The sequence below is a fragment of the Cellulomonas sp. P4_H12 genome, assembly GCF_056400905.1.
This window is the reverse complement of record NZ_JBFUKJ010000017.1, coordinates 101,306-121,180: the sequence shown is the minus strand read 5'-3', so window position 1 is coordinate 121,180 and position 19,875 is coordinate 101,306. Positions and strand designations below refer to the sequence as shown.

Here is a 19,875-nt window from a genome sequence, read left to right as displayed (position 1 = left end):
TCAGGCGCGCGCGGCGCCGGTCGAGCCGCGGACGATGAGCTCGGGGTGGAACTTGAGCTCGGTGCGGGAGGCCGGGGTGCCCGTGATCTCCGCGACGAGCGCGGAGACGGCCGCGTGGCCCATCGACTGCACGGGCTGGCGCACCGTGGTCAGCGGCGGGTCGGTGAACGCGATGAGCGGGGAGTCGTCGAAGCCGACCACGGAGAGGTCGCCCGGCACCGAGAGGCCCTGCGAGCGCGCGGCGCGGATGGCCCCGAGGGCCATCAGGTCGGAGCCGCAGATGATCGCGGTGTGCCCCGTCGCGATGAGGTCGAGCGCCGCCGCCTGGCCGCCCTCGACGGTGAACAGCGTGGTGACGACGTGGGCGTCGGCGTCGGTCACGCCGAGATGACGCTCGAGGTTCGCCGCGAACTCCACCCGTTTGCGAGCGGCAGGCACGAACCGCTCCGGGCCGATGGCTAGGCCGATCGAGCGATGGCCGAGCGAGACCAGGTGCCGGAAGGCCAGGTCGAGCGCGGCGGAGTCGTCGGTCGAGACGGAAGGCGCGTCGACGCCCTCGGCGTACCCGTTGATCAGCACGATGGGCATGCCGCGGCTGCGCAGCCGGTGGTAGCGGGCGCGGCTCGCCGTGGTGTCGGCGTGCAGGCCGGAGACGAACACGATGCCGTCGACGTTGTGCTCCAGCAGCATCTCGACGTACTGGTCCTCGGTGGTGCCGCCGGGGGACTGCGTGCACAGCAGCGGGGTGTAGCCCCGTTCGGTGAGCATCGTCTCGATGACCTGCGCGAACGCCGGGAACACGGGGTTGGACAGCTCCGGGACGACCAGGCCGACCAGACCGGCCGACCGGGTGCGCAGCTTCTCGGGGCGCTCGTAGCCGAGCACGTCGAGGGCGGCCAGCACGGACTGACGGGCTTGGGCCGACACGCCGTGCTTGCCGTTGAGGACCCGAGACACCGTCGCCGTGCTGACCCCGGCCTGCTCGGCCAGATCCGTCAGACGCGTGCGCACAGGCCGCAGCGTAGGGGACGCCCGACCGGCTCGTCCCTCGCCGCGGCTCCGCGCGTCCGTGCCGACGTCCCGCACAGGCGCGCCCGTCCGCGCAGTGACCGCTCGTTACGCTGGGCTCGTGACCGCACTCGACCAGTCCCTCGACCTCGACGGGTACGTCGACGCCGACCGGGAGCGCTGGGTGCAGGAGCCGGTGAAGTCGCGCGAACGGACCGCCTTCGAGCGCGACCGCGCGCGCCTGGTGCACTCCTCGGCGCTGCGGCGGCTCGGCGCCAAGACGCAGGTGCTGGGTCCGTCGTCGGACGACTTCGTGCGCACGCGGCTCACGCACACGCTCGAGGTCGCGCAGGTGGGCCGCGAGATCGGCAAGGCGCTCGGCTGCGACCCGGACATCGTCGACACGGCCTGCCTCGCGCACGACCTGGGCCACCCGCCGTTCGGGCACAACGGCGAGCGCGCGCTGGCGGAGCTGGCCAAGGGCATCGGCGGGTTCGAGGGCAACGCCCAGACGCTGCGCCTGCTCACGCGCCTGGAGCCGAAGGTCGTCGCGCCGGACGGCCGCGCGGTGGGGCTCAACCTCACGCGCGCCAGCCTCGACGCCTCGGTCAAGTACCCGTGGCGGCACCTGCAGGGACCGGTGAGCGCGGCCAGCGGCAGGCCGACGCACAAGTTCGGCGTCTACGAGGACGACCTGCCCGTCTTCCTGTGGCTGCGCGAGCACGCGCCGGAGGGGCGCAAGTGCCTCGAGGCGCAGGTCATGGACCTGGCGGACGACATCTCGTACTCGGTGCACGACGTCGAGGACGCGGTGGTCGGCGGGCGCCTCGACCTCGAGGTGCTGGGCGTCCCCGCCGAGCGCGAGCGCGTGGTCGAGGCAGTGCAGACCTGGTACGGCGACGCGGTGACGGCGGACGGTCTGCAGGAGGCGATGGACCGGCTGCTGGCGGCCAACCTCTGGCGACCGGGCTTCGACGGGTCGCGCGCCGCGCTGGCGTCGCTCAAGGACTCCACCAGCCAGCTCATCGGCCGGTTCGCCAAGGCCTCCCAGCTGGCCACGCGCGAGGTCTACGGTCCGGGCCCGCTCACGCGTTACGGCGCCGACCTGATCGTGCCGCACGAGACCCTGGCCGAGATCCTGGTGCTCAAGGGCCTCGCGGTCGCCTACGTCATGGCGCCGCGCGAGCTCGAGCCGCTCTACCACCGCCAGCGCGAGGTGCTCGTCGACCTCGTGCACGTCCTGTCCGAACGGGCGCCCATCGCGCTCGAGCCGCCGTTCGCGGCGGACTGGGCGGAGGCGGCCGACGACGCTGCCCGGCTGCGCGTGGTGATCGACCAGGTCGCCTCGCTCACCGACGTCTCCGCCGCCGAGCTGCACGCCCGGCTGGTGCACCCGCCGCGGCACGGCGGGCCCGCGGCTTTCGTGTGAACCCGGTCCGGTGCGTCGGCCCCGACGCCTAGACTCCTCGCGTGGCAGGACGGATCCGGCGGGAGGACGTGGAGGCGGTCCGCGAGCGTGCCCACATCGAGGACATCGTCGGGCAGCACGTCACGCTGAGGTCGGCGGGCGTCGGCTCGATGAAGGGCCTGTGCCCGTTCCACGACGAGCGGTCCCCGTCGTTCCACGTGCGCCCCCAGGTGGGCCGCTACCACTGCTTCGGCTGCGGCGAGGGCGGCGACGTCATCGACTTCGTGCAGAAGGTCGACGGGCTCGGGTTCTCCGAGGCGGTCGAGTACCTGGCCGGCAAGGTCGGCCTCCAGCTGCGGTACGAGGAGGGCGGCGCACCGCGTCCCGGCGAGGAACCGGGCAAGCGACGTCGGCTCATCGAGGCGCACAAGGTGGCCGAGGAGTTCTACCGCGAGCAGCTGAGCACCCCCGCCGCTGCCGCGGGCCGCCAGTTCCTCGCCGAGCGCGGGTTCGACCGGTCCGCAGCGGCGGACTTCGGCGTGGGGTTCGCGCCGCAGGGCTGGGACTCCCTCATGCGGCACCTGCGTGGCCGCGGGTTCACGGAGGCCGAGCTCACGCTGTCCGGCCTGGTCAGCCAGGGGCAGCGCGGCGTGTACGACCGGTTCCGCGGCCGCCTGGTCTGGCCCATCCGCGAGCTGACGGGGGAGACCGTCGGCTTCGGTGCCCGCCGCCTGTTCGAGGAGGACCAGGGGCCCAAGTACCTCAACACGCCCGAGACTCCGCTCTACAAGAAGTCGCAGGTGCTCTACGGCATCGACCTGGCCAAGCGGGAGCTCCAGCGCGAGAAGCGCGTGGTCGTGGTCGAGGGCTACACCGACGTCATGGCCATGCACCTGTCCGGCGTGGGTACGGCCGTGGCCACCTGCGGCACCGCGTTCGGGTCCGACCACGCCCGGATCGTGCGCCGGCTGATCGGCGACTCGGGCTCGAGCGGCGGCGTCCAGCTGGCGTCGGGCGCGTCCGTCGGCGGCGAGATCATCTTCACCTTCGACGGTGACGCCGCGGGACAGAAGGCCGCGCTGCGGGCGTTCGGCGAGGACCAGTCGTTCTCGGCGCAGACGTTCGTCGCCGTCGAGAAGTCGGGCATGGACCCCTGCGAGCTGCGCCAGGCGAAGGGCCCCGACGCCGTGCGCGCGCTCGTCGCCGGCCGCACGCCGCTCTACGAGTTCGTCATCCGCTCGACCCTCGCGTCCTACGACCTGCGCACGGTCGAGGGGCGGATCGGCGCCCTGCGCGCGGCGGCGCCGATCGTCGCGGGCATCCGGGACGCCGCCCTGCGGCCCGAGTACACCCGGCTGCTCACGGGCTGGCTGGGCATCGACGACCAGGACTCCGTCCGGCGAGCCGTGCAGAGCGCCTCGACGTCCTCGCGGCCGGCAGCCACGCGTCCGGAGCGACCCTCGGGGGAGCCGGTGCCGGTCCCCGTCGCCCGCATGCCGGTCCCGGACCGCCGCGACCCGGTCGCGCAGATCGAGCGCACGGCCCTGGAGGTCGTGCTCCAGCGCCCGGACCTGGTGGCCGCCGACTTCGACGAGCTGCCCGCCGACGCGTTCGGCGCGCCCGCCTACCGAGCGGTGCACGAGGCCATCCGCGCCGCCGGCGGCCTGTCCGTCGCGCGTCCGCTCCTGCAGTCGTCCGGCGGGTCGACCGGGTGGGTGGGTGCCGTCATCGAGCAGGCCGCGGAGCCGGTGCGTGCGCTGGTCACGGAGCTGGCCGTCGCGCCGCTGCCCGAGGACCGGCCCGAGGCGCTGGAGGGGTACGTCAAGGGCGTCGTGCTGCGGCTGGTCGAGATCGGGTACACCCGGCACATCGCCGAGCTGCGGGGGCGGCTGCAGCGGATGGACGCCGACGCCGACCAGGCGGCCTACCAGGCGGCGTTCGCCGAGCTCGTGCAGGTCGAGGGGCAGCGCCGCAGCCTGCGCGAGAGCGCCTGACATAGGTGAGGCTGTCCTGCATCGTCGCAGGTCAGGGCAGCCTTCGCTTCGGTGACACGACCGCGATCGCGTTCTAGCGTGGCGGCATGACCACCCTCCGAGCCGAGCGTCCGGCACCCACCCTGGCCAGCCTGAACTGGCTGCGCGCGGGTGTGCTGGGGGCCAACGACGGCATCGTCTCGGTCGCCGCCACGGTGCTTGGCGTGGCCGGCGCGGCGACGGCCGTCAGCACCATCGCCGTCGCTGGCATCGCCGCCCTCGTCGCCGGCGCGCTGTCGATGGCCGCGGGCGAGTACGTGTCGGTGAGCAGCCAGCGGGACGCCGAGCGCGCGGCGCTGCGCAGGGGACGCGTGCTGCCCACCCTCGTCGTCGACGACGACCCGCAGCAGCTGACCAACCCGTGGCACGCTGCGATCGCGTCGTTCGCGTCGTTCCTGGTGGGCGGCGTGGTCCCGCTGCTCGTGGTGCTGGCCCCGTGGGGTGCCGCCCGCGTGCCGGCCACCTTCGCCGCCGTCGTGGTCGCACTCGTGGTCACCGGTCTGGTGGCGGCCCGGTTCAGCGACGCCGAGCCCGGCCGTGTGATCCTGCGCAACGTGGTCGGCGGGTCGGTCGCCATGGCCGTGACGTTCGGCGTGGGCGCCCTGGTCGGGCTGTCCGTCTAGCGTCAGCGCAGCGCGACGAGCCCCGTGCCGTCGTCGACCGGCAGCACGGCGTGCACCGCGGCGGTGACCGTCATGGCCCGGATCGAGAGCTGCCCCCCGTAGTACGAGAGGAACGCGGTGTCCGTCGCGTCGCGGCCGGTGGCGATCCGCACGAGCGACTCCCGCGGAGCCAGCCGGGTCGCGTCGACCACGTGCCACGCGCCGTCGACGTACGCCTCCGCGACGGCGTGGAAGTCCATCGGCTTCAGGCCCGGCGCGTAGACCGACACCAGCCGGGCCGGGACGTCCTTGGCGCGCAGCAGGGCGACGACGAGGTGCGCGAAGTCGCGGCAGACGCCCCGGCGCTTGAGCAGGGTGTCCGTGGCGCCGTCCGTCGGCAGGCTCGAGCCCGACAGGTAGGTGACGTGGCCGGTGACCCAGGCGACCACGGCGTCGAGCAGCTCGGGGCCCTCGATGCCGCGGAACTGGTCGCGGGCGAAGGCCAGCAGGCGGTCCGACTCCGCGTACCGGCTGGGCCGGCGGTACTCGACCAGGTCGATGTCCTCGACGGCGGGCAGGTCCGACAGGCCCGTCACGGTGGCCTGGTAGTCGACCACCAGGCGGCCCGCCGGAGCGAGCACGCGGTGCATGCGGCCGCCGTGCGCCATCTTGATCTCGGCGACGTCCAGGGGGCCGTCCTCGTGCCGCACGGAGAGGATCTCCGAGCGGTCGTAGGAGCCGTCGGCGACGGCGATGGAGAGCAGGATCTCGAGCGGGGTGCGCACGTCGAGAGACAGGTGCGAAGTCACGGTGCGCAGCACGGCCGCGGGTCCTTTCCCGGCCATCGGCGGCCGGACCATCTAGAGGGGCAGGCGCAAGTGTGAGGCCCGCGGGGCGTTCCGTCCAGCCCGCGGACAGTGCCCGGTGAACGTGCAGGTCAGCGGCGTGTCGGCGACGTGTGCCGGGCACGCCTGGGCGGCTCCGACAGGCACCTGTGAGGCGGCGGTTACCGGTCGGTAGGCCGGGCCAGCGCGACCGCGGTCACCAGCAGCCCGTCGCCGACCGCCCAGCGGCCGTAGAGCTCGCGCGTGCCGAGCCCCGTCGGGCCGAGCCGCGCGACGAACGTGCCGTCGCCGAGGCGCACGTCGACGTCCTCGAACCCGAGCCACGAACGCGTCACCGGGTACCAGACCTTGTAGACCGATTCCTTGGCGGAGAAGAGGACGCGGTCGAGGCACAGCGCGGGGTCCGCGCCTGCGAGCGCCGCGCGCTCGGCGGGGTTCAGCACGATGTCCAGGACGTCGGGAGGCAGCGGGGCGTGCACCTCGGCGTCGATCCCGAGGCCGATCCAGTCGCGCGCGAGCCCGACCGCCGCCGCCCGGTAGCCGTCGCAGTGCGTCATGCTGCCGACGATCCCGGCGGGCCAGACCGGGGCGCGGTCCGCGCCCGCCGGCACGGCGACGCCCTCGAGGCCGAGCCGCCCCAGGGCAGTCCGCGCACAGGCGCGGACGGCGGCGTACTCGCCCCGCCGACCCGGCACGGCACCCGCGACGCCGGCCTCCTCGGACGCGAGCAGCGCGGCAGGCGGCGGGGGACCGGCGTGCTCGGCGGCCTGCACGCCCGCCGGCAGCACCCGGTCGATCATGCTGCGCAGTGTCGCAGCCTCGCGCGCGGGCGGCCCTGGAATCTCGCAGCACCCTTCGTCGTTATGTCATCTGAGAAACGAGGACGAGGAGCAGCATGACGCGACGCAGAACGGGCCAGGTGGAGTTCGAGGACGACCGGGGCGTGGTCGTCCGGTACGCGAAGCACCCGAACGGCGGAGGCCTGGTCTCGCCGTCCGCGCACGTGCACGAGGACGCCTGGCTGGCCGAGACCGCCTGGGTGGAGACCGGGGCGGTCGTCCACGACGCCGCCCGCGTCGGCCCCGGCAGCTGGGTCGACGTCGACGTCGTGCTCGGCGCCGGCGCGGTGGTCGACCGCAACGTCCACCTCGGGCGCGGCACGCGCGTGGGTACGCGGGCACGCATCGGCCCCGGAGCGCGAGTGGGGCAGGCGGTCGTGGTCGAGCCGCGGGCTCAGGTGCCGGCCGACGCCGTCGTCAAGGACGGCGCCACCGTGGCACGGCGCGGCCGCGCCGCGTCGTACGGGATCGCGGCGTAGCCCCCGACGGGCGCGCTCGGCCGGCTCGGGCGTAACGTCGCAAGGACAGGACGCCGACCAGCGCGCCCGCGAAGGAGGCACGACGCATGAGCACCGACACCCCGCCGCTCCCGGACGACGAGACCCGCGCGCACGCCAGCGAGCCGGCCGAGGGCGCGACGTCCCCGGGAACCCGTGGCGTGGACGACCGTGAGCATGCCAGCGAGCCCGCCGAGGGCGAGGACCTCCCGGAGGCGTGAGCATGCAGCTGCGCCCGCTGGGCACCACGGGCCTGAACGTCTCGGAGATCGGCTTCGGTGCCTGGGGCATCGGCGCGTCGTCGTGGATCGGCGCCAGCGAGGACGAGTCCGTGGCGGCCCTGCACCGCGCGATCGAGCTCGGCGTGAACTTCGTCGACACCGCGCGGGGCTACGGCGAGAGCGAGCGGATCGTCGGGGCCGTCCTGCGGGACCACCCCGAGGTGCTCGTGGCGACGAAGGTGCCGCCCAAGAACGGCGTGTGGCCCGCCCCGGGCGGCCTGCACCCGGACGAGACGTTCCCCGGCGAGCACATCCGGAGCAGCCTGGAGACGAGCCTCGCCGCGTCCGGCCGGGAGGCGTTCGACGTCCTGCAGCTGCACGTCTGGAGCGACGACTGGATCGGCCGTGGCGACTGGCTGGAGACGGTCGACGACCTCCGCCGGGAGGGCAAGATCCGGTTCTTCGGCGTCTCGATCAACGACTACCAGCCGGAGAACGCGCTCGCTCTCGTGCGCAGCGGCGCGGTCGACACGGTGCAGGTGATCTCCAACGTGTGGCACCAGCAGCCGGAGGAGCAGCTGCTGCCCGCCTGCGCGGAGCACGGCGTGGGCGTCATCGTGCGGGTCGCGCTCGACGAGGGCGGCCTGACCGGCCGCATCACGGCGGGCTCCACGTTCCCGGACGGGGACTTCCGCAACACCTACTTCGGGGGCGACCGGGCAGCCCAGGTCGAGCAGCACGTCGCCGCGCTCGTCGACGACCTCGGGATCAGCGCGGACCAGCTGCCGGACATCGCACTGCGCTACGTCCTGGAGAACCCCGCCGTGTCGACGGTGATCCCCGGCATGCGCACCGTGCGCAACGTCGAGCGCAACGCGGCCACCAGCGACGGTCGCCGGCTGACCGACGCGCAGGTCGCGGTGCTCCGCCGCCACCGTTGGGAGCGGAACTTCTACCGGGCTCCCTGACCGTCTCCGTCAGACGTACTCGTTGCGGCGCAGCCAGCGCATCGCTGCCGCCCCCCAGATGGGTGGCAGGTAGAAGGTCACCAGCCGGAAGGTGATGGCCGTGGAGACCGCGATCGCGCTGGGCACCCCGATGGCCTGCAGCCCGACCGTGAACCCGGCCTCGGCCACCCCCATGCCACCGGGGACGGGCATGAGGCCGGAGAACAGGCTCACCGCGGTGTTGATGAGGATCAGCTGCGAGAAGTGCGCGGTCTGACCGAACGCCTGGAGGCAGAGGGCGAGGACGGCGGCCTGCAGCAGCTGCGCGCCCAGGTTCCCGCCCAGCATGGCGGCGACCTTCCCCGGCCGACGCAGGACGCTGAGCGCGGAGTGTGCCGCGCGTGCCTGCTCCGTCACCGCGGCGCGGATCTCCGGGATCCTGGCGGTGAGTCGTCGCCGGAGCCGGGGGACCACGAGCGTGACGACGATGCCGAGCACGACGAGCCCGATGAGCAGGACGATGAGCGACGGGCCGGACGAGGTGTCGCTCGTGGTGCTCGACCCGCTCAGGAGCTTCGAGGTGAACCCAGGCAGGCCGCTGACCAGGATCACGAGGATCAGCGTGATCTGGACGACGAACCCGCTGACGCTGTCGATGAGGCCGAACGACAACGCCGTCGCGGCGGGGATGCCGAACTTCTGGAAGAAGCGGACCTCGAGCGCGAGGCGGGCGGCGGACGCGGGCACGACGAGCGAGATGAACTGGATGGCGTACTGCAGCATCAGCACCGGGACGTAGCGCAGGCGTGCGGTCGCCGCGCCGAGGGTCGACCCGGCGAGCGACGCCTGGATCCAGGGCGAGACCAGGAGCGCGGCGACGACCCAGGGCCAGTCGGCGGAGCGGAGCGCGGCGGCGACGCTGGCGAGGTCGATGCCGGCGAGCAGCGAGACCAGCAGGTAGGCGACGACACCGATGACCAGGAGCGTGCCGACGGACCTGGGGGTCACCCGCCGCAAGCGCTCGAGCGGGGGCTCCTCGACCCCCGCGGTGGCGACGGCCGCAGCCCGGAGCTCCTCGAGGGTCCAGCTCACCGACCGGAGGTCAGCACGCGTGCTGCGCCCGAGGGCTGCGGGCTGGAGGTAGGGCAGCACGTCCGCGAGGCCCTCGAGGCCGAGGGCGACGACCGCCGCCGCGAGCGCGCGGCCGGGACCGACGGTGAGGGCCGTCGCGACGAGGAGCCGGGCCCGGTCGGTGTGCAGGTCGCTCTCGTCGGAGGTCCGCGACGCGGCGTCGAAGTCCGCGAGGGCGGCCGCGCCGTCGTTCCGGACGACGACGCGGCTGCCGTCGATCCGTCCGTGCGCGATGCCCGCCTCGTTCAGCGCGACCACGGCACGCCACATGTCGTCGAGGAGGTCGTCGGTCAGCGCCTCGTCGTCGAGCTCCCGCAGCGACGCGCGCGGGGCGCTCGTCACCAGCAAGGCGTCACCCTGCTCCGCGATGCCCACCGCGACGACGTCGAGCGTCGGCACGCCGGCCTGCGCGGCGAGCAGGGTGAACAGGGCTTCGTGCTCGACCCGGGACCGCCGCGTGCCCCACACGTGCGCCTGCTCGCCCCGACGGGTCAGCGCGGTCCACAGCGACCCGACCACCTGGCTGTCCCAGGCGTCGCGACCGTAGACCGTGACCAGCAGGGACGTGCCGTCCGCGCCGCGCGCGGACAGCAGGTTGTCCGCGCGCTCGCGGGTCGCGGTCGGGGCGACCTGCGTGGTCGGCACGCCGAGGTCCAGGAGGGCGACCTGCACCTGCGCGTCGGTGAGGCGGCCGGGCGGTGACCCGAGCACCAGGTGCGCGATCGCCGCTGCGGCGATGCCCACGGCGATCGCGCCGGTCGCGCCGAGCAGGTTGGTCGCCTGCAGGCCGATCGCGGCGACAGCGCCCAGGGCGATCACGAAGCGGCTCGCGTACCTCCACGGCCGGGCGAGGTGCGGCGAGGCCGTGACGACGATCGCCGTGACGACCGCGACCCGCGTGGCGACGTAGACGACCGGAGGACCCGACGACACCAAGGCGTCGACGATGTCCGACGGATCGGTCCCGGCCAGCGCCCCGACCGCCAGCGCCGCACCGACCGCCAGGGCGGATGCAGCGGCCTGGTCGACCAGGAGACGGCGACGGCCGCGACTGACCGCGGCGAGCAGGACCACCCCGAGGGCCCACAGGGTGAGGACCGCGTAGATGACGGTCCACAGCCAGCCGAGCACGGGCTCGAGCCAGGCCAGGAAGGTGTCGAGGGCCTCGTCGGCCCCGGTCGGTCCCGGCGCCGCGAGGGCGAGCAGCCCCAGGACCAGGACGGAGCCGACCAGCAGGAGGACGTCGGTCGGCCGCCGCAGCCGCGGCGCATCGGCCGCCGACGACCAGACGCGGACGAACCCGCCCAGGTCCGGGCCGGACCGCACCGGCCTCAGGGCCATCGAGCCTCCTGGCACACCGACGGAGCGACACGCACACCGCGCCGCCCGGTGGACGGTCGGTCCGAGGCTACTGGGACGAGGTCGGCTGGGGTGGGAGCTTCGGCGCAGAGAACCGTGCCGTCAGCGACACGCCGGTACGTGGGCCGACGCCCAGGGACGCCGTGCGGGGGCGGGACCGCGGCCAGGACCTAGGTCCCCGGGCCGCCCGATCGGCGGGCGTAGAAACCTCTCCATCTAGTCCTCGCAGGACGGCGTGGTCGGCGGTCGAGGGCTTCGGAGCGTGGAGACGGGAGCAGGAGATGTCGGACAGGGTGGTCGTGGACGTCGGTGCGTCGATCGAGGAGTACCTCGAGCGCACGGACTGGCGGGTCAACGCGAACGCCAACCAGGGGTACTCGCTCGGCGGCCTGATCCTGCAGACGGCGGGGAAGGTGGTGGCCAACTACTGGTTGAGCCACGTCTACCCGGCCGACGTCGGCCGGGCGCACCGCGACGGGGACCTGCACGTCCACGACCTCGACATGCTGTCGGGCTACTGCGCGGGCTGGTCGCTCCGGTCGTTCCTGGCGGAGGGCCTCAACGGGGTCCCGGGCAAGGTCGACGCCCGCCCGCCGCGGCACTTCGGCTCGGCGGTCGGCCAGATCGTCAACTTCCTGGGGACGATGCAGAACGAGTGGGCGGGCGCCCAGGCGTTCAGCTCGTTCGACACGTACATGGCACCGTTCGTGCGGATCGACGGCCTCACGTACGAGCAGGTCCGGCAGGGCGTCCAGGAGCTCGTCTACAACCTCAACGTGCCCTCGCGGTGGGGCACGCAGACGCCGTTCACCAACCTGACGTTCGACTGGACCTGCCCGGACGACCTGCGCGAGGAGGTGCCGTTCGTCGCCGGGGTGCCCTGCGACTTCACCTACGGCGACCTGCAGGCCGAGATGGACCTGATCAACCGCGCCTACATCGAGGTGATGACCGACGGGGACGCATCGGGCCGCGTCTTCACCTTCCCGATCCCCACCTACAACATCACGCACGACTTCGACTGGCACAGCCCGAACGCGGACCGGCTGTTCGCCATGACGGCCCGCTACGGGCTGCCGTACTTCCAGAACTTCCTCAACTCCGAGATGAGCCCCGGCGACGTCCGCTCGATGTGCTGCCGCCTGCAGCTGGACCTGCGTGAGCTGCTCAAGCGTGGCAACGGCCTGTTCGGTTCGGCGGAGCAGACGGGGTCGCTCGGTGTCGTCACGGTCAACTGCGCGCGTCTCGGCTTCCTGCACGCGGGCGACGAGGCCGGCCTGATCGCGGCGCTCGACCGTCTGCTGGACCTCGCGCGGGCGTCGCTCGAGCTCAAGCGGACCGTCATCCAGCGCTACCTGGACGAGGGCCTGTTCCCGTACACGCGGCGCTACCTCGCCACGCTCGACAACCACTTCTCGACGATCGGCGTCAACGGACTCAACGAGATGGTGCGCAACTTCACGGGCGACCGGCACGACCTCACCGACCCCGCGGGGCACGCCCAGGTGCTCCGGCTGCTCGACCACGTCCGGGCCCGGATGGTCGAGTTCCAGGAGGCGACCGGGCACCTCTACAACCTGGAGGCGACGCCCGCCGAGGGCACGACGTACCGGTTCGCGAAGGAGGACCGCCGCCGGTTCCCGGGCATCCTGCAGGCCGGCACGGACGACCACCCGTACTACACCAACTCCTCGCAGCTGCCGGTCGGCTTCACCGAGGACCCCTTCGAGGCGCTCGAGCGGCAGGACGAGCTGCAGACGAAGTACACCGGCGGCACGGTCCTGCACCTCTACATGGCCGAACGCCTCTCGACGCCCGACGCGGCCCGCGAGCTCGTCCGTCGCGCGCTGACCCGGTTCCGCCTGCCGTACCTGACGGTCACGCCGACGTTCTCCATCTGTCCCCGGCACGGGTACCTGGCGGGCGAGCACCCGACGTGCCCGCAGTGCCACGACAAGTGCGAGGTCTGGACCCGGGTGATGGGGTACCACCGCCCGGTGAGCTCGTTCAACATCGGCAAGAAGGGCGAGCACGCCGAGCGCACCCCCTTCCGCGAGACGGCGGCGGCGCTCGCATGACCGGGCGGGTCCCGCCGCGGCCGGGCGCTGACGCGCTCGCCGTGGCGGGCCTGACCCCGTTGTCGTCGTGCGACTGGCCCGGCCGGCTCGTCGCGACGGTCTTCCTGCAGGGCTGCCCGTGGCGGTGCACCTACTGCCACAACGCCGCGATCCTGGACCCCCGCACGGCCGGCGCCGTGCCGTGGCAGGACGTCCGCGAGCTGCTGGCCCGACGGCACGGCCTGCTCGACGGCGTCGTGTTCTCTGGCGGCGAGCCCACCCGTCAGGCGGCGCTCGTCGCGGCGGCCCGCGAGGTGCGCGGCGCCGGCTTCGCGGTCGGGCTGCACACCTCGGGTGCCTACCCGGCCCGCCTGCCGGCCCTTCTCCCGCTCCTCGACTGGGTCGGGTTCGACGTGAAGGCGCCCGCGCGGCTGTACCGGGCGATCACCCGCGTCGGCGGGCCGACGACGAGCGCCGACGCGACGTTCGCGTCGCTGCGGCTGGTGCTCGGCTCCGGGGTCGACGTCGAGGTCCGGACCACGGTCGACCCCACCGTGCTCGCGGCCGACGACGTCGCGGAGCTCAGCGAGCTCCTGGCCGGGCTGGGCGTCCGACGCCACGTCCTGCAGGAGGCGCGCCCGGACGGGACGACGGACGAGTACCGGCGGGCGCTCACCAGGGCCGCTCTGCAGGCGTCCGGGTCGGTCGTTCGCTGAGCCCAGACCCTGTCGTCCCTCTCGACGAGCGGGCCCGGCCGATCGGCCCTAGATTCACTCGTCGCGGTACCCCGCGTCCACAACTCGAGGAGCAACCATGACCCCCGCAGGCATCATCTCCGCCATCATCATCGGCGCCATCATCGGCGTGCTCGGCCGCCTGGTCGTGCGTGGCCGACAGAACATCTCGATCCTGGTGACCATCATCGTCGGCATCGTCGCGGCGCTGCTCGGCACCTGGCTGGCCGGTCTCGTCGGGGTCCAGACGACGGACGGCATCGACTGGATCGAGCTCATCTTCCAGGTCGTCCTCGCCGCGATCGGCGTGTCCATCGTCGCCGGGAGCTCGCGCCGTCGGGCGTGACCCCGATACCCGGAGCGGCCCGCACGGTGGCGGGCCGCTCCGGTGCGCCGGGTCCCGGCACCGTCAGGGGGCGAGCTCGTCGAGCAGCGTGGGCAGCTGGTCCGGGAGCTCCCGCGCCAGGTAGCCGAGGTGGCCGATCCGCGTCGCGAGCCGGTCGCCGGCAGCCGCGTGCAGGTGCGTCGCCCAGCAGGCGGCCTGAGCAGGCTCGGCGCCGCGGGCGAGGATCCCCACCAGGGCCCCGGCCAGGACGTCCCCGCTGCCGGACGTGGCCAGGCCCGGCATCCCGGTCGACACCTCCCACTGCGCCCCGTCCGGGTCAGCGATCCGGCCCTGGCAGGTGACGACGGCGCCGTACTTCGCGGCGATGCGCGCGCACGTGCGGTCGTCGACCTCCTCGACTCCGAGCAGGAGCGCGGCTTCCTTCGGGTTCGGCGTCAGCACGAGTCGGCCCGCGAGCCGTTCGGCGGTCTCCGGCACGCGGGGGAGGACCCCCAGCGCGAAGGCGTCCAGCAGCACCGGGACCTTCGCCGGGACGGCGGGGGCGAGCGCGTCGAGCAGGTCGACCGTCCGCTCGGGGTCGTCGAGGCCGGGACCGACCAGGACCGCGTCCGCGGTCGCCAGGTCGCCCGCCAGCTGGTCGGTCCCCGTGCCGTCCGGGCACCCGTCCGCCGTCTCCGGCAGGCCGGTCACGCCCGCCTCCGGCAGCTCGATCGCCAGGGCGACCGCGACGGACCCCGCGACGCCCAGGGTGAGGCGACCTGCCCCGACGCGGAGCGCGGTCACCCCGGCGAGCAGCGCCGCGCCGGGCGTCCGACGAGCTCCGCCGACGATGACCACCTGCCCGCGGCCGTACTTCGACGTCGCGTCGGCCGGCAGCGGCCAGTCGCGCAGGAGTGCCGGCGTGAGGAGCTCAGTGCGGGAGGGCATCGCGGTCCCCGGCGTGCGTGGTCACGGGCGCTCCCTCGCGCTCGAGGTGGTCGTCCTCGTTGAACGCCGCCAGCGTCCACCCGGAACCGGTCGGCGTGCGGACGAGTCGGGTGACGGCGGCGTTCCGCACGGGCGTGTGCCGCGCCAGGTCGAGGACGCCCTCCTCGGTGAGCGCCTCGCACACGTACCGCATGCTCATGATGACGGCGTCGTGCGCGACGACGAGTACCCGCCTGCCCTGCTCCACGCGATCCAGGTCGGACAGGAACGAGCGCACCCGCAGGACGAGGTCCGCCCAGGACTCGCCGCCCGGCGGGCGGTAGTAGAACTTGCCCAGATGGCGCCGGCGAGCCGCCTCGGTCGGGTACCGGGCATCGACGCCCGTCGAGGTGAGCAGGTCGAGGATGCCCAGCTCCCGGTCGCGCAGACGCTCGTCGAGGCGCAGCGCGAGCGCGGAGCCGGCGGCCTCCAGCGCGATCGTGGCCGTCTGCCTCGCCCGCACGTACGGGGAGCACCAGACGACCTGCGGGCCCGCGCCCTCGCCGTGCTCGCGGAGCCAGGTGCCCAGGGCCTGGGCCTGCTCCGCGCCCAGCGCCGAGAGGGGAGTGTCGGCGTCGCGGGTCTCGAGGTCGATGATCTCGAGACCCGCGCGCTCCGCGGCGGTCGCGGCGACGTTGCCGACGCTCTCGCCGTGGCGGACCAGCGTGAGCTCGGAGACGCCCACGGGCGCCGGCGTGGTGGTTGCGCTCACGCCGGCTCGGCTCCGGTGGGGTCGGTCGGGTAGATCTTCTCCGCCGCGACGTCCTGGTTGTCCCCCTGCTCGGTCTCGCCCTCCGGCGCGGTCGTCCCGGGCAGCGGCGGTGTGTCGTCGGCCCTCGGGTCATCCCTGTTCTCGTGGTCCATCGTGGCTCCGTCCTGGATCGAGCGGGTCGGTGGTGGGGGTCGAGCGGGGCTACACCCGGTCGCCGGGCTCGTCGCGGTCGGGGTCGGTGTCCGCGACACCGACGAACGGGAGGCCCACGCGGGTCTCGTCGTCGGGACGGCTCTCCTCGCGCGCGTCGTCGTCGGACCGGAACGGGTCGTCGCGGCCCTCGATCGGGTCGGGGGTGGTCTGGCTCATCATGGGCTCCCACGGTCGTGCTGTGGGCCGCGACTCTGGAGCCCGTCCGGCGGCGGCCTCAGGCATGCCTCGCCTCAGCTCCGATCATGCGCCGGACCGCAGGCAGGCGCGACCGGTCAGCCGCTCGACGGTCCGCGACGTCCCGGCGTGCGGCGCCAGCGCACGGCGCGCACGCTCTGCGAACGCCAGAGCGCGAGGAGGTCGTGCACCCAGCGCGGGGCTGCTCGCACTGCGGTCCTCCTCCGTGCGGGCCGCCACGAGGGCGGCGGTGTCGACCCGGTGCCCTGGCCTCGTGCTCCAGGCACCCGAGGAGCGGTTCGATCATCGCGCGCTCAGCCGCGCCCTGCTCGGGGAGCGTGCCCGTGCCGATCCTGCGCCGTGGTGCGAACCCGGTCCAGGGCGCGCGGGCCGGGAAACCCGGGCGTAGCGTTGGTCGCGCGTCGAGGCGTGGCGCGTCCGGACGTCGCAGAGACATCGGCCCACCATGCGCATCGGAATCATCGCCCCTCCCTGGGTCCCCGTACCGCCCCCCGCCTACGGCGGTACCGAGTCCGTCATCGACCGCCTTGCCCGAGGACTGCTCGACGCGGGCCACGACGTGGTCCTCGCCGCCGCCGCCAACAGCGAGTGCCCTGTGCCACAGGTCCCCGGCACGGCGGAGGCACCCCTGGACCGTCCCCTGACGGGCGACTCGGTCTCGGAGCTGACGCACGTCCTGCGCGCGTACGACGCGATGCTCGACGTCGACGTGATCCACGACCACACGCTCGCGGGGCCGCTGCTGAACCACGAGCATCGAGTCCCTCCTGTGGTGACCACCAACCACGGGCCGTTCAACGCCGCACTGTCGCCGTTGTACGAGGCGATGAACGGCGTCGCCATCGTCGCGATCTCCCACCACCAGGCGTCCACCGCGGGAGACATCCCCGTCGCGGCGGTGATCCACCACGGCATCGACGTCGATACCGTCCCGGTCGGCGCCGGCGACGGCGGGTACGTCAGCTTCGTCGGACGGATGTGCCGCGAGAAGGGCCCGCGGGAGGCGGCGCTCATCGCTCGCGAGGCCGGCATGCCCCTGAAGATCGCCGCCAAGCTGCGCGAGCCCCGCGAGCACGAGTACTTCGAGGAGCAGGTCCGCCCGCTGCTCTCGCGCGAGATCGAGTACGTGGGCGAGCTCGGCGAGGCGGACAAGCTCGCCCTGATCGGCGGATCGACGGCACTGCTCAATCCCATCCAGTGGCCCGAGCCGTTCGGCCTCGTGATGCTCGAGGCGCTCGCGTGCGGGACGCCGGTGGTCGCGACCCCGGCAGGTGCGGCGCCCGAGATCGTCGACGACGGTGTCACCGGCTACCTGCGGCGCACCCAGCCGGAGCTGGTCGCCGCACTGCGGGACGCGGGCACCCTCGACCGCGCAGCCTGCCGGGCAGCGGCGTGCGAGCGCTTCGCCACGGAGCGCATGGTGGCCGACCACGTCCGCCTGTACACACAGGTGGTCGAGGCGCGGGCACTCGAGCAGAGCCGGCCCGCATGGTCGACCCCGGTCACCGGCGTGGATGCCGCCGTCGCGAGCGGCGCACCCCTCGTGGTCGGCTCGACGGCGCTGGCGGCACGGCGCTCCCGCCTGTCGTGATGACCACGCCCGACGAAGCGATGGTCCCGACGGGCGGCCCGGGCGCCGTCACGCTCTTCGAGGGCTCGTCGTTCTGCCTCTCGGGGATCGACGGCGACATCGATCCGCGCCGCCCGCAGGGCGTCTTCTTCGAGGACACGCGCATCATCTCGGGCTGGCAGGTGCTCGTCGACGGCCGACCCCTCGAGGCGCTCGCCGTGATGACACCCGAGCCGTTCCGTGCGGTGTTCGTCGGCCGGAACGCGCGCGACGGCCTGGACGACACCGAGCTCGTGGTCGAGCGTCAGCGCCGCGTCGCCACGGGGCTGCGCGAGGACATCCTGGTGCGCAACTACGGACGGGCGCCCGTGACCTGCGAGCTCACCGTCCGGATCGCGGCGGACTTCGCCGACCTGTTCGAGGTCAAGGACGGCCGGGTCAAGCGCGCCTGGGACCGCAGCGCCCGGATCGAGGGGCGCGAGCTCGTGCTGGAGGCGCAGTGGCACGAGCACCGCCGCGGCGTGGTGATCACGTCCGACGGCGGTGCGGAGCCGGACCTCGGCGGCCTCACGTTCCGGGTGACCGTGCCCGCTCGCGGGTCGTGGTCGGGGCACGTCATCGCGCACCCGGTCGTGGACGGGGCGCGGGCTGCGATCAGCTTTCCCATGGGGGAGCCGCTGGAGGAGTCCGTCCCGTCACGCCGGTACCGTGCCTGGCGCGAGCGCGGCCCCGTCGTCGGGGTGGAGGACGAGTCCCTGCAGCGCATCCTCGAGCGCAGCCAGACCGACCTGGGTGCGCTGCGCATCACGGACCCGGCGCACCCCGAGCGCACCGCGGTCGCGGCGGGTGCGCCGTGGTTCATGGCGCTGTTCGGCCGCGACTCGCTGCTCGCGTCGTTCATGGCCCTGCCCGTGGACCAGTCGCTCGCGCTGGGGACGCTGCAGACGCTCGCCCACTACCAGGGCACCAAGGTCGATCCGTCGACGGAGGAGCAGCCCGGCCGGATCCTGCACGAGGTGCGGCTGGGGGTCGACACCGGGCTCGCGCTCGGCGGCGGCGGCGTGTACTACGGGACGGCCGACGCGACCCCGCTCTTCGTGTGCCTCGTCGGCGAGCTGTGCCGGTGGGGCGTCGCCGACGGTGAGCTGGCCTCCCTCCTGCCCCACGTCGACCGCGCGCTCTCCTGGGTCGAGGAGTACGGCGACCGCGACGGCGACGGCTTCGTCGAGTACGAGCGCCTGCACGGCGGCGGGCTGGCCAACCAGGGCTGGAAGGACTCCTGGGACGGGATCACCTTCGCGGACGGGTCTCTGCCGCGCACCCCGATCGCGCTGTGCGAGGTCCAGGGGTACGTCTACGCCGCCTACGTCGCGCGTGCCCTGCTCGCCCGGCACCAGGGGGACGAACGGCTGGCCCAGCAGTGGCGCGACCGCGCGGCACAGCTCAAGGAGGAGTTCAACCGACGGTTCTGGCTGCCGGACCGCAGCATGTTCGCCCTCGCCCTGGACGGCGACAAGCGCCCCGTCGACTCGTCGGCCTCGAACATCGGGCACTGCCTGTGGACCGGCATCGTCGACGAGGACAAGGCCGAGGCGGTCGCCGACCGGCTCCTGTCGCCGTCGATGTTCACCGGCTGGGGCGTCCGGACGCTGGCGTCGGACATGGGCGCCTACAACCCGGCCAGCTACCACAACGGCTCGGTGTGGCCCCACGACAACGCCCTGATCGCCGCCGGCCTGATGCGCTACGGGTTCGTCGAGCAGGCCCAGCGCATCGCGGTCGGCCTCCTCGAGGCGGCCGACCGGTTCGGAGGGCGGCTCCCCGAGCTCTTCTGCGGGTTCGCGCGCGACGAGTACCCCGAGGGTCCCGTCCCGTACCCCACGTCCTGCTCGCCGCAGGCCTGGGCGACGACCACCCCGATGCTGCTGCTCCGGACGCTGCTGCGGTACGACCCGTGCCTGCCGCACGGGACGGTGTGGCTGGCGCCCGCGATGCCGGCGGGCTTCGGTCGGGTGCGGTTCGACAACGTGCCGCTGGGCGGCGCGCGCGTGCGGTTCGACGTCGCGTCGAACGACCACGCGGACATCGCCGACCTGCCTGCGGACCTCAAGCTCTCCCGCGCCCCACGTCCTCTGCGCCACGACCTGGATCCGCGATAACCGGGCGTTCGGTTCTCCGGTCGCACGTTAAGG

19 protein-coding genes are annotated in these 19,875 nt (G+C 73.6%); 11 read left to right on the top strand and 8 right to left on the bottom strand.

Annotation, left to right across the window (positions count from 1 at the left end):
• Positions 1-1,011 carry a LacI family DNA-binding transcriptional regulator gene (locus AC1DQC_RS11645; RefSeq protein WP_477051392.1) on the bottom strand — a complete coding sequence of 337 codons (1,011 nt, stop codon included), beginning with the start codon at positions 1,009-1,011 and terminating at the stop codon, positions 1-3.
• Positions 1,012-1,129: 118 nt separating this feature from the next.
• Between AC1DQC_RS11645 and AC1DQC_RS11640 the strand changes: the two genes are divergently transcribed.
• The 3 genes from AC1DQC_RS11640 (at position 1,130) to AC1DQC_RS11630 (ending at position 5,072) form a co-directional block, all read left to right on the top strand.
• A complete protein-coding gene (locus AC1DQC_RS11640) occupies positions 1,130-2,437 on the top strand; it encodes a deoxyguanosinetriphosphate triphosphohydrolase (protein WP_477051391.1) in 1,308 nt (435 codons plus the stop codon).
• A gap of 41 nt (positions 2,438-2,478) precedes the next feature.
• A complete protein-coding gene (gene dnaG / locus AC1DQC_RS11635; RefSeq protein WP_477051390.1) occupies positions 2,479-4,410 on the top strand; it encodes a DNA primase in 1,932 nt (643 codons plus the stop codon).
• A gap of 86 nt (positions 4,411-4,496) precedes the next feature.
• A complete protein-coding gene (locus tag AC1DQC_RS11630; protein WP_477051389.1) occupies positions 4,497-5,072 on the top strand; it encodes a VIT1/CCC1 transporter family protein in 576 nt (191 codons plus the stop codon).
• Positions 5,073-5,074: 2 nt separating this feature from the next.
• Here AC1DQC_RS11630 and AC1DQC_RS11625 read toward each other — a convergent pair whose 3' ends face one another.
• Both AC1DQC_RS11625 and AC1DQC_RS11620 read right to left on the bottom strand, forming a co-directional pair.
• Positions 5,075-5,872, bottom strand: coding sequence for a transglutaminase-like domain-containing protein (locus AC1DQC_RS11625; RefSeq protein ID WP_477051388.1), 798 nt, complete (start codon positions 5,870-5,872; stop codon positions 5,075-5,077).
• 185 nt (positions 5,873-6,057) lie between these two features.
• A complete protein-coding gene (locus AC1DQC_RS11620) occupies positions 6,058-6,696 on the bottom strand; it encodes a 4'-phosphopantetheinyl transferase family protein (protein WP_477051387.1) in 639 nt (212 codons plus the stop codon).
• A 95-nt stretch (positions 6,697-6,791) separates the two neighbouring features.
• On the opposite strand from AC1DQC_RS11620, the gene AC1DQC_RS11615 reads away from it, so the two are divergent.
• The 3 genes from AC1DQC_RS11615 (at position 6,792) to AC1DQC_RS11605 (ending at position 8,421) form a co-directional block, all read left to right on the top strand.
• Positions 6,792-7,214 carry a transferase gene (locus tag AC1DQC_RS11615; RefSeq protein WP_477051386.1) on the top strand — a complete coding sequence of 141 codons (423 nt, stop codon included), beginning with the start codon at positions 6,792-6,794 and terminating at the stop codon, positions 7,212-7,214.
• Positions 7,215-7,300: 86 nt separating this feature from the next.
• A complete protein-coding gene (locus tag AC1DQC_RS11610) occupies positions 7,301-7,453 on the top strand; it encodes a hypothetical protein (RefSeq protein WP_477051385.1) in 153 nt (50 codons plus the stop codon).
• Positions 7,454-7,455: 2 nt separating this feature from the next.
• The gene (locus AC1DQC_RS11605; protein ID WP_477051439.1) at positions 7,456-8,421 is read left to right on the top strand and encodes an aldo/keto reductase; all 966 of its coding nucleotides are present in this window, start codon (positions 7,456-7,458) and stop codon (positions 8,419-8,421) included.
• A 9-nt stretch (positions 8,422-8,430) separates the two neighbouring features.
• Here the strand turns inward: AC1DQC_RS11605 and AC1DQC_RS11600 are convergent, their stop codons facing one another.
• Positions 8,431-10,872, bottom strand: coding sequence for a flippase-like domain-containing protein (locus AC1DQC_RS11600; RefSeq protein ID WP_477051384.1), 2,442 nt, complete (start codon positions 10,870-10,872; stop codon positions 8,431-8,433).
• Between the two features lie 299 nt (positions 10,873-11,171).
• On the opposite strand from AC1DQC_RS11600, the gene AC1DQC_RS11595 reads away from it, so the two are divergent.
• The 3 genes from AC1DQC_RS11595 to AC1DQC_RS11585 all read left to right on the top strand — a co-directional run bounded on the left by AC1DQC_RS11595 (position 11,172) and on the right by AC1DQC_RS11585 (position 14,027).
• The gene (locus AC1DQC_RS11595; RefSeq protein ID WP_477051383.1) at positions 11,172-12,968 is read left to right on the top strand and encodes a ribonucleoside triphosphate reductase; all 1,797 of its coding nucleotides are present in this window, start codon (positions 11,172-11,174) and stop codon (positions 12,966-12,968) included.
• Positions 12,965-13,663 carry an anaerobic ribonucleoside-triphosphate reductase activating protein gene (locus AC1DQC_RS11590; RefSeq protein WP_477051382.1) on the top strand — a complete coding sequence of 233 codons (699 nt, stop codon included), beginning with the start codon at positions 12,965-12,967 and terminating at the stop codon, positions 13,661-13,663. Before AC1DQC_RS11595 ends, AC1DQC_RS11590 begins: the two co-directional genes overlap by 4 nt.
• A gap of 97 nt (positions 13,664-13,760) precedes the next feature.
• On the top strand, positions 13,761-14,027 hold the full coding sequence (locus tag AC1DQC_RS11585) for a GlsB/YeaQ/YmgE family stress response membrane protein (RefSeq protein WP_477051381.1): 267 nt from the start codon (positions 13,761-13,763) through the stop codon (positions 14,025-14,027).
• Positions 14,028-14,090: 63 nt separating this feature from the next.
• Here AC1DQC_RS11585 and AC1DQC_RS11580 read toward each other — a convergent pair whose 3' ends face one another.
• The 4 genes from AC1DQC_RS11580 to AC1DQC_RS11565 are packed head-to-tail and all read right to left on the bottom strand — an operon-like array spanning position 14,091 to position 16,074.
• A complete protein-coding gene (locus tag AC1DQC_RS11580; RefSeq protein ID WP_477051380.1) occupies positions 14,091-14,954 on the bottom strand; it encodes an NAD(P)H-hydrate dehydratase in 864 nt (287 codons plus the stop codon).
• Positions 14,938-15,705, bottom strand: coding sequence for a histidine phosphatase family protein (locus AC1DQC_RS11575; RefSeq protein WP_477051379.1), 768 nt, complete (start codon positions 15,703-15,705; stop codon positions 14,938-14,940). The genes AC1DQC_RS11580 and AC1DQC_RS11575 overlap by 17 nt, the downstream gene beginning before the upstream one ends.
• On the bottom strand, positions 15,702-15,857 hold the full coding sequence (locus AC1DQC_RS11570) for a hypothetical protein (protein WP_477051378.1): 156 nt from the start codon (positions 15,855-15,857) through the stop codon (positions 15,702-15,704). Before AC1DQC_RS11570 ends, AC1DQC_RS11575 begins: the two co-directional genes overlap by 4 nt.
• A gap of 49 nt (positions 15,858-15,906) precedes the next feature.
• Positions 15,907-16,074: a hypothetical protein gene (locus AC1DQC_RS11565; protein ID WP_477051377.1), complete on the bottom strand. Its 168-nt coding sequence runs from the start codon at positions 16,072-16,074 to the stop codon at positions 15,907-15,909.
• A 484-nt stretch (positions 16,075-16,558) separates the two neighbouring features.
• Between AC1DQC_RS11565 and AC1DQC_RS11560 the strand changes: the two genes are divergently transcribed.
• A complete protein-coding gene (locus AC1DQC_RS11560; RefSeq protein ID WP_477051376.1) occupies positions 16,559-17,704 on the top strand; it encodes a glycosyltransferase family 4 protein in 1,146 nt (381 codons plus the stop codon).
• Positions 17,704-19,842, top strand: a complete 2,139-nt coding sequence (locus AC1DQC_RS11555) for an amylo-alpha-1,6-glucosidase (RefSeq protein WP_477051375.1) — start codon at positions 17,704-17,706, stop codon at positions 19,840-19,842. The genes AC1DQC_RS11560 and AC1DQC_RS11555 overlap by 1 nt, the downstream gene beginning before the upstream one ends.
• Positions 19,843-19,875: the final 33 nt, after the last annotated feature.